We start from the raw sequence: 13,461 nt of genomic DNA, 5'->3' as shown, positions 1-13,461 counted from the left end.
TGCTGTCCTCCCGCGCGGCAGACTAGCCACGATGCCGCGCCAAGATCAAGGTTGCCCCTGCGTTGCCCTCAGATCCATTCGATGCCGGCCGCGATGGTGCGGCCAAGCATGGCCGAATGATGGCCGCCGGGTTTTTGTCCAGACGGATATTAACCATGTTTATCGAGACATCGCCGCCAAACGCGCCGACCTCTTAACAAAGGTTAAGAAAAGGTTAATTTCTGATTCGAGGAGGCTGTGCGTGTCGCTCCAAAGTGCGTCGGCGGTTTTTGGGCAACGACATGCATCCTATCAACCTCGAACACGGAGGACGCCATGCGTTCGAACTCTGGCAGATCGCGCCTTGCGGCGATCATCGTGGCGGCTTCGGTTGCCGGCCTGGCTGTACCGGCGCTCGCCGGGACCCGTCATCAGGACCGCGTCTACGCCGATTCCTTCGGCAATCTCGTCATCGACAGCGCCGCCGGCTACAAGCGCATCCTCGTCGGTGAGGGCAGGCTGGCCAAGCAGCTGTCCGACTACACCAGTGCCGGTCAGCCCAAGGTGATCTACCAGAACGAATCCGACGAGATATCAGGCTACAGCGATTGCTACCGGCCGCCGGTCTTCGTCAAAGGCCGCAGCTACATGTACGGGCTGTCCGACGGCGAAATGCCCGAACTCAGCCCCTGCCGCTAGCGTTGGCTTCCGACACGGCTGACACCCGTGCATCCGCCGGCCCGGCGGAAATGCGTACGCAGTCGCGACCGGCATTCTTCGCCTGATAGAGCGCCTCATCCGCGCGCCGCATGAGATCGGCAATCTCCTCGCCCGGATGAAGTTCGGCGACCCCGAAACTCGCCGTGCAGCGATTGTCCGCGGGCAGCCCTTCGATGGGCAGCGCGCCGAAAGCGCTGCGCGTGCCTTCGGCGAACAACCGGGCGGCGGCGAGGTTGGTCCCGGGCAGGATGATTGCGAATTCCTCGCCGCCGAGGCGGCCCGCGACATGGTGGCCGGCGGCGGCTTCGCGCAGGAAACCGGCAAAGGTCTCGATCACGCGGTCGCCGGAGGCATGGCCGAAACTGTCGTTGATGCTCTTGAAATGATCGAGGTCGGCGATGACCAGGGCGACCGGCACGCCTTGTCGCATCGCGCCAAGCACCGCCAGCTCGGCCTGTCGCGTGAAGGCACCACGATTGAGCAGTCCCGAGAGCGTATCGGTCTCCGACCTGGACGTCACTTCGGCAAGCGCCTCACGAACCAGGATGGCCAACATCAGCAGCGCCAGCGCCAGGGCAAAGACAGTGCCGAGCGATTGTGAGACCAGCGCGTAGCTGCTTTGCAGATAGGCCTGCGGATTGGCCCCCCAGCCGCCGAGCGCATGCGCGATGAACGGCTTTGAGGCGAACAGCAACACGCTGGCTACCAGCACGGCCATCAGGAGACGATCGAGCCGGCCATGCCTTTGCCTCGACGACCAGACGATGGCCAGCCCGACGAATTGCATGACGGCATAGGGAAGCTGGTAGGCCGCCATGCGGGCCAGCGACTGGCGCGGCAGGTCCTGGACGAGATAGACGGCGATGGTGGCGGCGAGGAGGAAGAACAGTATCGCCGGCCATGGCGGCGTGACGCCGTATTTGCGGGCCAGTCCGGCATTGAAGGCTATTGTTGCGCCAAGGAAAACCGCGAAGGCAGTCACCACCGGCAGCCGGGCATCGGTGAAGGCGGGAATGCTGAATTCGATGGCCGAATAGGCCATGCCCAGGACATAGCTTGATGCAAACCATCGTGCCGGGGCGCGGCCGGCATCATGGAACGCAACCGCCATGAAGGATGCCGCCAGCAGGCCGGCAACCGACAGATTGATCAACAGGATGAAGTTGGCGCCGCTCATCTCTTTTCGCACCCCCCGAAAAGTGTGAAGCGGTTTTCGGACGACATCATGCTCTATCTCTTTTGAATTGGGGACGGATCAGACTTCAGGTCGATTCGCCTTGAAATCATCCGGCTCTGGACGGCTCCGGTACAAACACCGCCTCCGGCCGCTCGAAGGAAAGGCGCACACTGTCGCGGCCATTTTTCTTGGCCTTGTAGAGCGCTTCGTCGGCACGGCGCATCAAGGGTTCCAGCGCTTCCTCGCCGCTGCGGGCCGCCACGCCGAAGCTGGCGGTGACCTTGGTGCCGGCGGGGAGCCCGTCGATGCCGCCTGCCGAATAGAGTGTGCGCACGGCCTCGGCGAACAGCCGCGCGGCGGCGAGATCGCTCAGGGGCAAGAGCACGGCGAACTCCTCGCCGCCGATACGTCCGGCCGCCCCTCGCGCGCCAGTAGCCGTGCGCAGCTTGGCGGCGAAATCGGCGATCACCCGGTCGCCGGCGGCATGCCCGTGCACATCGTTGAGCGTCTTGAAATGGTCGAGGTCGGCCAACACCAGTGCGACCGGAAACTTCGCCGCCGCGCAACGCTGCAACAGGAACTCGGCGCGTTCCTCGAAGCCGCGCCGATTGAGCAGGCCCGACAGCGGGTCGGTATGCGTCTCGGCCTTGAGCGCCTTCATCACGTCGAGTGCGGCGGCGGTGAACAGGCAAAGCGCGATCAGCAGCGACAAGAGCGCATGCGAGAGCAGTGCCGTCGTCCAGTAGGACGAACCGTAGAAACCGTCATAGCTGGTGAACGGCCCGTGCGCGATGACCACGATCAAAGTGCGCACGAAGAAATTCAGGCCCGACAGCAGGGACAGCAGGAACAGGATCTTCTCGGTTGGACCATTGTTGCGCACCGGCCGCAATTCGGCGGCGACCAGCAGGCTGATGCCACCGAAGGCAAAATTCATCGCCAGGATGCGCCAGGTGAGATCCGGCTCGACGAACAGGAACCAGCAAAATGACGCCAGGCCGCCGCCCGCCAGCACGCCGATCCCCACACGAGGCACCTTGCGGCCGTAGCGGGCGACGATGGCACCCGACAGGCAGCAGCCGGCGATGGTGAAGCAGATGTTGGACACCAGCTTGGTCAGCGCCATGCCGATGGGCAAGGTGAAATACTGGAACAGGAAGCCGGGTGCCGAAACACAGTAGCTGAACGCCAGCACGGCCAGATAGGGGCGGTGGCGCTGATAGGTCCATAGCACGAAGAAGGCCGCGCCGAGGGCCAGCGCGATCGTTGGATTGAGCAGCGCTATGAACAGGCCGGTGTCCAAAGGACCGTGACTTCCCCTCGTTTGACGTCGCGTAAGAGTGTAGAGGGCAAGCCCAAACAAGCGGTTAAGCCTGGAGCATGATGCCGAAAAGTGTGAAGCGGTTTTCGGACGACATCATGCTCTATCTCTTTGATTTAGAGGCGGATTCAGATTTCAGGTCGATTCGACCTGAAATCATCCGGCTCTAGGCGAATATGCGGGCCGCTCGAATGAAAAAGACCCCGGAACCGCGATGCGGTCCGGGGTCTGTCATAGGTGGGAACGTGTGGACCGGCTGTTATTTCCAGTCGCGGATGTCGACGAAGTGGCCGGCGATCGCCGCCGCCGCCGCCATCGCCGGCGAGACCAGATGGGTGCGGCCCTTGAAGCCTTGCCGGCCCTCGAAATTGCGGTTCGAGGTCGAGGCGCAGCGTTCATGCGGCTTCAGCCGGTCGTCATTCATGGCCAGGCACATCGAGCAGCCCGGCTCGCGCCAGTCGAAACCGGCGGCCAGGAAGATCTTGTCGAGGCCTTCCGCTTCCGCCTGTTCCTTGACCAGGCCCGAGCCCGGCACGATCATGGCGTTGACGCGCGGATTGACGGTCTTGCCCTCGATCACCTTGGCGGCGGCGCGCAGATCCTCGATACGGCCATTGGTGCAGGAGCCGATGAAGACGCGGTCGAGCGTGATGTCGGTGATCTTGGTTCCCGGCGTCAGGCCCATATAGTCGAGCGCGCGCTGCTTGGAGGTGCGCTTGTTTTCGTCGGTGATATCGTCCGGGTTCGGCACGATGCCTTGCACGGAGACGACATCCTCGGGCGAAGAGCCCCAGGAGACGATGGGCGGCAGTTTCGCCGCGTCGAGCACGATCACCTTGTCGAAATGCGCGCCTTCGTCGGACTGCAGCGTCTTCCAGTAGGCGAGTGCGGCATCCCAGGCCGCGCCCTTCGGCGCGCGCGGCTTGTCCTTGACATAGGCGAAGGTGGTCTCGTCGGCCGCGATCAGGCCGGCGCGCGCGCCACCCTCGATCGACATGTTGCAGATCGTCATGCGGCCTTCCATCGACAGCGAGCGGATCGCCTCGCCGGCATATTCGATAACGTAGCCGGTGCCGCCGGCAGTGCCGATCTCGCCGATGATGGCCAGGATGATGTCCTTGGCGGTGACGCCTTCCGGCAGCTGGCCGTCAACGCGGACCAGCATGTTCTTGGCCTTGCGCTGGATCAGCGTCTGAGTCGCCAGCACATGCTCGACTTCCGACGTGCCGATGCCGTGCGCCAGCGCGCCGAACGCGCCATGCGTCGAGGTGTGGCTGTCGCCGCAGACGATGGTCATGCCGGGCAAGGTAAAGCCCTGCTCGGGGCCGATGATGTGGACGATGCCCTGGCGGATATCGTTCTCGGAATAATATTCGACGCCGAAATCCTTGGCGTTCTTGGCCAGCGCCTCGACCTGGATCCGGCTTTCCTCGTTCTTGATACCGAATTTGCGCTCGGGCGAGGTCGAGACATTGTGATCGACCACGGCCAGCGTCTTTTCCGGATGCCGGACTTTTCTGCCGCTCAGGCGCAGGCCTTCGAAGGCCTGCGGGCTGGTAACTTCATGGACGAGGTGGCGGTCGATGTAGAGCAGGCAGGTGCCGTCGTCCTGGCGGTCGACGACGTGGTCGTCGAAAATCTTGTCGTAGAGGGTGCGCGGTGCGCTCATGTGCGTAAATCCGTCGATATGAGAATGGGAAAGAGCAGACGCCGGGCAGTTCCCGGCGCGACAACCTGAACAGGTTGGCCTAGGTAAGTCGGCTGGTCAGCGCGCCGGACACGCGCGCGGAGAAGCGCGACGGCAGGCGTTTTCTGTCCTGCAGCACGAACCCCTTGTAGGCCGGATCGCCAAAAAGCTCTTCCATGGCGTGGCTCATACCAATGTTTTGGCTTTTCGGCAATTGCGGCGTGGCGGTGCCTTCTTCCTTCCCCCCTTGTGGGGGAAGGTGGATCGGCGCGTAGCGCCGAGACGGTTGAGGGGTGGGTGACGGAGTGTCGTCAGTGCCAAGCTGGAGCACCCCTCATCCGACCTCGCTTCGCGAGGCCACCTTCTCCCACAAGGGGGAGAAGGAAGAAGGCGCAGCTCACATCACCTCGAATACGAACGTCTTCACCAAAGCATCCGGCTCGGCGATGGCATAGCAGCGGAACCACGGGCTTTGCTCGACCAGGCGCCATTTGCCTGCCCGTTCCAGTTCGTCGAACACCGCCTGGAAGCCACCGCTTTCAAACACCTGGTCGCGTACGGTGAAGATGGCGTGGCCACCCTTTTTGGTGATGCGCACCAGATCGTGCAGGCCGGATGCCGGAGCGTGGCTGATGGTGAACACGCCGGTCGAGAAGAAGGCCCGGAAATGACCGTCCGGCCATGGCAGCGGTCCACCCAGCATCGCCTGTTTCAGCTCGCTGTAGGCGTTGCGGCTGCCGGCGATCTTGAGCATGTCATCCGACAGGTCGAGCCCGGCAATGTCACGATAGCCAAGCGCCTTCAGCGACGGCCCCGACAGGCCGGTGCCGCAGCCGGCGTCGAGCAGCGGCCCTTCACCGGCCGGAACATAGCGCGCCAGCCAGGCGGTGATCAGGAAGGGGAGCAGATAGCCGAGCGAGGCGGTCTCGCTGTCATAGGTCGCGGCCCATGCGGCGTAGGCCTGCGCCAGCGATTCCGGCGTGTCGGCGCCATAGACGGAATCCAGCGCCGCATTGGCTTTGTCGACGATCATGAGACCTCCCGAACCTGTATGTCGACAGGATCGTAACCCTGTCCGCGTCCAAAGACTATTCCTCGTGCTGGCGGCGCAAGCGCCGCTCCAGCGCCCTCAGCGCCAGCGACAGGCCGACGGTCAGGATGAGATAGATATAGGCTGTTATCGAATAGGTCTCGAAGAAGCGGAACGAGCCGGCGGCATAGACCTTGCCCATCTGGGTGATGTCGGCGACGCCGAGCACCGAGACCAGCGAGGAATCCTTGACCAGGGCGACGAAATCATTGCCGAGCGGCGGCAATATGGTGCGGATCGCCTGCGGAAACACGATCAGCCGGAAGCGTTGCGCGCGGCTCAGGCCAAGCGCCTTGGCCGCCTCGATCTGGCCCTTCTCGACCGACTGGATGCCGGCCCGGAAAACCTCCGAGATGAAGGCCGAGTAGCCGATGGTCAACGCCATGATGGCGCGCCACAGCAGCGACACGTCGCGCACCAGAAGCTCGCCGAGATAGCCGGCGTTTTGCAGCGGCGCGGTCAGCGCGTTCCAGGCCGCGACGAAGCCCGGTGCACCGGCAAAGGCGATCCAGAACAGCAGCACCAGGATCGGCACGCCACGGATGATCTCGACATAGAAGCGGGCGATCTGGCGCAGCCAGGGCGACGCGGACAGGCCCATCAAGGCGATGCCGAGGCCGATGATCGACGCCAGGGCGAAAGCGACCACAGTGACGAAGACGGTGACGCCGATGCCCTTGGCGACGGTGGCGAAGACCTGGGTGTAGAGATCGCTGGCCGCGATGAACAAAGCCGCCGCCAGGGCAAGGGCAGCGGCAACGGCAAGCCACCAGGGGAATTCGGCTTTGGTGGAGGAAGACGAAGGTGCCATCAGGCGCGGCTGGCAAGGCAGATATCGCGAAGGTCAGGTGCCAAGGCACCCCCTGTCCTGCCGCCGGGGCAGAGGGGGGTGCTCAAGCGCAAACCCAGCGCGATTTCCCGCACAGGCACTGCTGTCAACAACAGGGCCTACTGCCCCATCTTGTAGTCAAGAAACCACTTCTTGTTCAGCGCGTCGAACGTCCCGTCCGCCTTGAGCGCCGCGATCGCGGCGTTGACCGGCTTCACCAGGTCCGACCCTTTCGGGAAGATGAAGCCGAAATCCTCGGTGCCGAGCGGTCCGCCGATGAGCTTCAGCTTGCCCTCCGACGCATCGACATAGCCCTTGCCGGCGGTGCCGTCGGTCAGCACGACATCGACGTCGCCCGACTTCAGTGCCTGCACCGTGGCGCCGAACGTCTCGAACAGTTTGATGCGCGGGTTCTGCTCATTGCCGTCGAGCACGCTGTAGACGGCGGTGTAGAAAGGCGTGGTGCCGGCCTGCGCGCCGATCAGCCCGTCCTTGAAGGCCCCAAAGGTCTTGGCGTCGGTGAAGCGGCTTTCGTCGCCGCGCACCAGCATGAACTGCTCCGAGCGCATATAGGGGTCGGAGAAATCGACCTTCTCCTTGCGGTCGTCCTTGATAGTGATGCCGGTCATGCCGATGTTGTATTGGTTATCGGAAACGGCCTGGATCATCGCGTCCCAGGAGGTGTTCTGGTACTCGACCTTGAAGTTGAGCCGCTTGGCGATCTCGTTCATCGCGTCATACTCCCAGCCGATCTGCTTGCCGGTCTTGGCGTCGATGAACTGCAGCGGCGGATAGGCGTTTTCGGTCACCACCACCACCTTTTTGCCGCCGAAGTCGGGCAGCGCCTGCGCGAAAGCGGCAACAGGCGCCAGGACGAGGGCAAGCAGGCCGGCCAGCAGCAGTTTCGACTTGGTCATGACACACTCCCGAAAATTGAAAGCGCCCAGATGGGCTTACAGGAAATCCGGCGCCGACTTTAGCTTCCCGCAAACGCCATGCAAGACGGTCCGCTGCGTCAGCGCGCGTGAAAGGGGATTCCAATGCCCTCAATTCAGGGATTTCGGGATGATCTGCTTATCTCGAGCCGGAGACCGGCGCTTCCGCATCCGCTGATCGATCATCGGTCACAGCGTTGCGCAGACCGGCGACAAGGTGGGTGAGTGTGGCGTGCAGGACTTTCACGTCGCCAGGCTCCAGCGGCACGCTGCAGGCGAGTGCGGCGGACACATGCTTCATGTGAGCACGCAGCGCCTGGCCCTTGGCGGTCGGCTCGACGAGCACCCGGCGCTCGTCGGCGGCATCGCGCCGGCGGGTGACGAGCCCACCCGCCTCCATCCGCTTGAGCAGTGGCGTCAGCGTCGCGGAATCCAGGCCCAGCGCTTCGCCAAGCGCGCCAATGGTGCTCGGCGCGTGCTCCCACAGCGCCAGCATCACCAGATATTGCGGATAGGTGAGACCAAGCGGCTCGAGCAGCGGGCGATAAACCTTGGTCATCAGCCCGCTCGCCGAGTAGAGCGCGAAGCACAGCTGCTGATCGAGCCGCGGCACGTGAAACGTCCCGGCGGCCTCCGCCGGGGCATTTTTGGCTCTCGTTTCGACTTTTGTCGTCATGCCGCCTTTACCGAAAGCGCTACGTCGACATTGCCCCTGATGGCGTTCGAATAGGGGCAGATCTTGTGTGCCTCCGATACAAGCGCCTCAGCAGTCGCCTGATCAAGGCCTTTCGTCTCCGCCGCTAGCGCGACGCCGAGCTTGAAGCCTTCGCCATTGGGAAGCAGGTTGACGGTGGCGGTTATCGCCGCATCCTCGAGCGGCAGCTTCTGTTTGCGCGCGACGAAGCGGATGGCGCTTTCGAAGCAGGCAGCGTAGCCGATGGCGAAAAGCTGCTCGGGATTGGTGGCGCCGCCCGGTCCACCAAGCTCCTTGGGCATCGCCAGATCGACTTTGAGCAGACCATCGCTGGTCTCGCCATGGCCGGCGCGGCCACCGGTGACGTGAGCCTGTGCGGTATAAAGTGCCATATCATGTCTCCAATTATCTTGTGTACGATTATTTAGTACAAAAGATAATGTGCCGTCAAGCCTCTAGCTGCTGTGTTTGCTATCTTTGAACGACGGCGGGAATCCCGGACTTCGTCATCAACTCTGAGGAATGGTGGCGTCTCTGAGCCTGGCGTTTAGGGTGACGACGATCTTTCGCATGACTGCAGCGATGGCCACCATTGGCTTTTTGCCGTTGGCGATGAGGTGTTTGTAGAAGGTTGCGAACTCGCCCCTTCCGGCAGCGGCGTGCAATGCGGGCATGTAGAGCATGCTCCTGATCTCCGGTCGTCCGCCACGGATTTTGCGGTAGCCTTGCTTTTGTCCGCTGTCGTTTGGATGAGGCGCGAGCCCTGCAAGCGCGGCAGCCTTTCGACGTGTCATGGTGCCGAGTTCGGGCAAGATGGCCAGCAGCTTGGCGGCCACGATTGGGCCGAGACTGTCCATGGCCGTGCAGATGGCGGCTCGATGCTTGAGGGCGCTGCTGTTGGCGATCAGCTCGCGCATGGCTGCATCGATCGCCTGGATCTGACGCTCGACGACTTTGATCACGGCCTCGAAGGAGGCGGCGAGGTCTCGAGCACCAGGTGCCTTGGCGCGGTTCTTCTCGGCGATCTTGATGGCGATGAGCTCCTGGCGGCGGCGCACCAAGGCGCGCAAGCGGGTCTCGTGGGGGTCCGGAGCCTGCCAAAGGGTCAGCTTTTCCCAGCGTTCGCGACCGTAGGCTCTCAACATCGCGGCATCGATGGCATCGCTCTTACCGTGGGTGCCGTAGGAGCGGATGAAGCTCTTGACCTTGAGCGTGTCGGCGCGATGGCAGGCGATGCCGGCACGCAGGCACTCTTCGAGCAGCAGGCCTTCATGGCCACCGGTCGGTTCACAGACCACAAGGTCTGCCTGCTTGTGGCTCTTGAGGAAGGCGCGGATCGTGCGTCGCTGGTTGTCGATGACATGGGTGGTGGTGCCATCGGCGGCGGTGATGGTGTCCTTGGCGATATCGAGGCCGAGGCACAGTTTCGGTTGTTGGTGCAAGAAGGCCATGCTGGTGGTATCCTTGTCAGGCTTCGGATTGTTTGCGGGCGTGGCGCGAGCCAGCGGCCAATCAACTCTCCAAGCGATGGCGGACAAAAACGGCAGGGACCATGATGACGTCGGGTGTTGCCCGATCCCAGGGACGGTCGCCTGCCGCCGGGACTGCCGGTTGTGATGGGCCGCAGTCCCGGCCGCCAGACTACCCGATCCTTCTCAAACAATCCTGGGGTGGAGCAGTCGCGAAGCGACGTCGCGGAAACCCTAGGATCCATGCCGTGACGGTCGACACGAGCGCGGCGGTTCAGACTGAGGGTAGCGCTAAACCAGCCGGTTCTGCACCGTAGCGGCGCTCAGAAGTCGCGGCATGGATCCTCGGGTCTGCGCCGCGTCGCTGCGCTCCTTGCTTCGCCCGTGGATGACGAAGCGCAGATGTTTCGGCCAATCGCTGAGGTGGCCCGCAAACGTGAATTTGATGGGAACCGGGAGGGCTATCACTGAAGGTGGCCCTTGGCTGTTCGCCAAAACGAAAAAAGGCGGCCGAAGCCGCCTTTTTGAATGAGATTGCCGAAAATCTTATTCGGCCGGGGTCGCTTCAGCGGCCTTGGCGGCCTCAGCTTCGGCGGCGGCCTTCTTCTCGGCGGCTTCCTTGGCGGCCGTCTCGGCGGCCAGCGCCTGGGCAGCGGCAACCTTCTCGGCCTCGATGCGGGCCTTCTCGGCGTTCAGCGCGTCGCGCTCCTCATCGTTGAGCTTGCGGGCGCGCACGCCGGTGTTTTCCGAAATACGGGCCGACTTGCCGCGACGATCGCGCAGGTAATAGAGCTTGGCGCGACGCACCTTGCCGCGACGCACGATCTCGACACCCTCGACCATCGGCGAGTAGACCGGGAACACGCGCTCGACGCCTTCGCCGTAGGAGATCTTGCGGACGGTGAAATTTTCCTGGAAGCCGGAGCCGGCGCGGGCAATGACGACGCCCTCATAGGCCTGGACGCGGGTGCGGGTGCCTTCGGTCACGCGGACCTGGACGCGCACGGTGTCGCCGGGCTGGAATTCGGGGAGCTTGCGCTTGGCTTCGATCTTGGCGGCCTGCTCGGCCTCGAGCTGACGGAGAATATCCATCTCAATAGTCCACTTCTTGTTCTTCCGACAGTCAGAGCGCCCTGCGCTCGCCTTGCAGTTCCATTGACCGCTCGGCTATGTCCTTTGTCTCCGAGACATTTTTGTCTCCAAGACATCGGACAGGGGCGACTACACCGTCATTGTTGACGGGCCCGGCAGATTTTTCTTCCGGTTCGGCGCGCACATACAGCTATTTCGGCGCTTTGTCACGCCCGAGCACGAGTCTTTTTTGCCTGCATGGCACCATTGTATTACCGGCCTTGCCGGGTTGCGCCCGCCAGCCAGGCTTCCTAAGCCTGGAATACCACAGTTTCCGCGGCGGCATTCCATGTCTGTCTTCGACGCCATCCTGCTTTTCCTGGCGGGCTTCCTGTCCGGCGCTGCCAACGCGGTCGCCGGCGGCGGCACCTTCATCACCTTTGGCGCCATGACATTGGTCGGCGTGCCGCCGATCGTCGCCAACGCCACCTCGTCGGTTACCCAATTTCCAGGCTACATCACCTCGACGCTAGCCTATCGGGACGACATCAGGCATTTCTGGCGCGGCGCCCTGCTGCTCTGCCTCATCTCGGCGATTGGCGCACTGGCGGGCGCCCTGATCCTGCTGGCGCTCGACAATCCCTCGTTTCGCGTCCTGGTGCCGTGGCTGCTGCTGGGCGCAACGGCGCTGTTTGCCGCCGGACCATGGCTGAGGCCGGCGCCAAAACCCGGCCAAGAGGCATCGGTGAGCTCACTCGCCGGCTCGCTGGCGCAATTCATCACCGCCATCTACGGCGGCTTCTTCGGCGCCGGCATGGGCGTGATGATGCTGGCAACGCTTGGCCTGACGCAGGCCGGCGACTACCACCGGCTGAATGCGCTGAAGAACATGCTGGCGGTGGTCATCGCGGCTGTCGCCATTGTCGTCTTCGTCTCGGGTGGCGTCGTCGCCTGGCCGCAGGCAATCGTCATGATCCCCGGCGGCGCGCTGGGCGGCTATGCCGGCGTCTGGATCGCCAAGCGCGTGCCGCAGAACGTGGTGCGCGGCTTCGTCATCGCCGTCGGCCTGTTTCTGGCGTTTTATTATTTCGGCAAGGGCTGATCGCCGAGCAGATCCGGCCGCCGTTCTTTCGTCAGCGCTTCCGACTCCGCACGCCGCCATGCCGCGATCTTCTTGTGATTGCCGGAGATCAGCACTTCGGGAATCTCCCGTCCCTCGAATTCCTGCGGTCTCGTGTAGTGCGGATGTTCGAGCAGGCCGTTTTCAAAGCTCTCTTCCTCGCCGGACACGGCGTTGCCCATCACGCCGGGCAACAGCCGCACCACCGCGTCGAGCAGAACAAGCGCCGCCGGCTCGCCGCCGGAAAGGATGAAATCGCCGATAGACACCTCTTCCAGGCCACGAGCCTCGATCAGCCGCTGGTCGACACCCTCGAAGCGGCCGCACAGGATGACGGCGCCCGGCCCGGCGGCGAGTTCCCGCACCCGCGTCTGCGTCAGCGGTTTGCCGCGCGGGCTCATCAAAAGTCGCGGACGCAAATCGCCTCCCGCAGAGGCGTGGTCGATCGCCCTGGCCAACACATCGGCGCGCATCACCATGCCGGCACCGCCGCCGGCCGGCGTGTCGTCGACGGTGCGGTGCTTGTCGGTGGCGAAGTCGCGGATCTGTATGGCTTCCAGCGACCATGTGCCGGCCTCCAGCGCGCGGCCCGCCAGCGACAGGCCGAGCGCGCCGGGAAACATCTCGGGATAGAGCGTCAGCACCGAAGCCTTGAACGTCACCGGTTGCCCCCGGCGTCGCGCGGTCCGCGCGGCCTGCCTTTCGGATCGAAATCTTCCTCGCGCGGCGCTTCGCCATCCTCGTCCTCGACCAGCCCGGCTGCCGCCGGATCGACGCGGACAAAACCTTCGGCGATCGACACCTGCGGAACGGCGGCCTGCGTGAACGGGATCAGCACACCCTTGCGGCCGGAAAGCGTCACGTCGAGAATGTCGCCGCCACCGAAATTGTGCACCGCGACCACCTTGCCGAGCGCGGCACCCGTATCGTCGCGGACTTCCAGCCCGATCAGGTCAGCATGATAGAACTCGTCCTCCTCGCCATCGTCGGGCAGCATCGAGCGGTCGACGAACAGCTCCGTGCCGGCGAGCGCCTCGGCCGCGTTGCGGTCGCTGATGCCCTTGAAGCGCACCACGACGACGGTGTTGGCCGGCCTTATGTCCGTTATCTGGAAGGCACGGCCATCCCTGGCATAGAGCGGGCCATAATCGGCCAGCGCCATCGGCTCGCCGGTGAAGGTTTTCACCCTGAGTTCGCCCTTGATGCCGTGGGCGGCGCCGATAACGGCCATCTGGACGGGGTTTTGCGGCTTGCTCATCGCGAAATATCCTTTGGCCTGCTCTAGCCCCAGCCCGGTGTCATTTCAATGATCGCCCGCTGTCATTTCAATGACGGGCTCTTCACCGCTTCCTAACCCGAATACTCGAGA

At 63.5% G+C, this 13,461-nt stretch carries 14 protein-coding genes; 2 read left to right on the top strand and 12 right to left on the bottom strand.

Annotated elements, in window-relative coordinates:
• Positions 1-315: 315 nt before the first annotated feature.
• Positions 316-678 (top strand): hypothetical protein, encoded by a 363-nt coding sequence (locus AC07UC_RS05980; protein ID WP_140776067.1) that lies wholly within the window; start codon positions 316-318, stop codon positions 676-678.
• Here AC07UC_RS05980 and AC07UC_RS05975 read toward each other — a convergent pair.
• The 10 genes from AC07UC_RS05975 to rplS all read right to left on the bottom strand — a co-directional run bounded on the left by AC07UC_RS05975 (position 662) and on the right by rplS (position 10,993).
• On the bottom strand, positions 662-1,876 hold the full coding sequence (locus AC07UC_RS05975) for a GGDEF domain-containing protein (RefSeq protein WP_494904620.1): 1,215 nt from the start codon (positions 1,874-1,876) through the stop codon (positions 662-664). The genes AC07UC_RS05980 and AC07UC_RS05975 overlap by 17 nt on opposite strands.
• A gap of 106 nt (positions 1,877-1,982) precedes the next feature.
• Positions 1,983-3,179, bottom strand: a complete 1,197-nt coding sequence (locus AC07UC_RS05970) for a GGDEF domain-containing protein (protein ID WP_494904618.1) — start codon at positions 3,177-3,179, stop codon at positions 1,983-1,985.
• 277 nt (positions 3,180-3,456) lie between these two features.
• On the bottom strand, positions 3,457-4,866 hold the full coding sequence (leuC, locus tag AC07UC_RS05965; RefSeq protein ID WP_140776070.1) for a 3-isopropylmalate dehydratase large subunit: 1,410 nt from the start codon (positions 4,864-4,866) through the stop codon (positions 3,457-3,459).
• 415 nt (positions 4,867-5,281) lie between these two features.
• Positions 5,282-5,917 carry a class I SAM-dependent DNA methyltransferase gene (locus AC07UC_RS05960; protein WP_494904616.1) on the bottom strand — a complete coding sequence of 212 codons (636 nt, stop codon included), beginning with the start codon at positions 5,915-5,917 and terminating at the stop codon, positions 5,282-5,284.
• Between the two features lie 55 nt (positions 5,918-5,972).
• On the bottom strand, positions 5,973-6,785 hold the full coding sequence (locus AC07UC_RS05955) for an amino acid ABC transporter permease (protein ID WP_140776072.1): 813 nt from the start codon (positions 6,783-6,785) through the stop codon (positions 5,973-5,975).
• Positions 6,786-6,922: 137 nt separating this feature from the next.
• Positions 6,923-7,720 carry a transporter substrate-binding domain-containing protein gene (locus tag AC07UC_RS05950; protein WP_494904614.1) on the bottom strand — a complete coding sequence of 266 codons (798 nt, stop codon included), beginning with the start codon at positions 7,718-7,720 and terminating at the stop codon, positions 6,923-6,925.
• A gap of 157 nt (positions 7,721-7,877) precedes the next feature.
• Positions 7,878-8,414, bottom strand: coding sequence for a MarR family winged helix-turn-helix transcriptional regulator (locus AC07UC_RS05945; protein WP_494904612.1), 537 nt, complete (start codon positions 8,412-8,414; stop codon positions 7,878-7,880).
• On the bottom strand, positions 8,411-8,824 hold the full coding sequence (locus tag AC07UC_RS05940; protein WP_494904610.1) for an organic hydroperoxide resistance protein: 414 nt from the start codon (positions 8,822-8,824) through the stop codon (positions 8,411-8,413). Before AC07UC_RS05940 ends, AC07UC_RS05945 begins: the two co-directional genes overlap by 4 nt.
• A gap of 117 nt (positions 8,825-8,941) precedes the next feature.
• Positions 8,942-9,883 (bottom strand): IS110 family RNA-guided transposase, encoded by a 942-nt coding sequence (locus AC07UC_RS05935; protein WP_494904609.1) that lies wholly within the window; start codon positions 9,881-9,883, stop codon positions 8,942-8,944.
• A 564-nt stretch (positions 9,884-10,447) separates the two neighbouring features.
• Positions 10,448-10,993 (bottom strand): 50S ribosomal protein L19, encoded by a 546-nt coding sequence (gene rplS / locus AC07UC_RS05930; RefSeq protein ID WP_027042867.1) that lies wholly within the window; start codon positions 10,991-10,993, stop codon positions 10,448-10,450.
• Between the two features lie 328 nt (positions 10,994-11,321).
• Here rplS and AC07UC_RS05925 point away from each other — a divergent pair, with 328 nt between their 5' ends.
• The gene (locus AC07UC_RS05925) at positions 11,322-12,074 is read left to right on the top strand and encodes a sulfite exporter TauE/SafE family protein (protein ID WP_494904608.1); all 753 of its coding nucleotides are present in this window, start codon (positions 11,322-11,324) and stop codon (positions 12,072-12,074) included.
• Here AC07UC_RS05925 and trmD read toward each other — a convergent pair.
• Positions 12,056-12,754, bottom strand: a complete 699-nt coding sequence (gene trmD / locus AC07UC_RS05920; RefSeq protein WP_494904606.1) for a tRNA (guanosine(37)-N1)-methyltransferase TrmD — start codon at positions 12,752-12,754, stop codon at positions 12,056-12,058. The genes AC07UC_RS05925 and trmD overlap by 19 nt on opposite strands.
• On the bottom strand, positions 12,751-13,350 hold the full coding sequence (gene rimM / locus AC07UC_RS05915) for a ribosome maturation factor RimM (RefSeq protein ID WP_140776079.1): 600 nt from the start codon (positions 13,348-13,350) through the stop codon (positions 12,751-12,753). Before rimM ends, trmD begins: the two co-directional genes overlap by 4 nt.
• Positions 13,351-13,461: the final 111 nt, after the last annotated feature.

Source organism: Mesorhizobium sp. GW821-FHT04C10, assembly GCF_059420305.1.
Note: the sequence above shows the minus strand (reverse complement) of the source record. Positions and strands in the feature narration are given on the sequence as shown.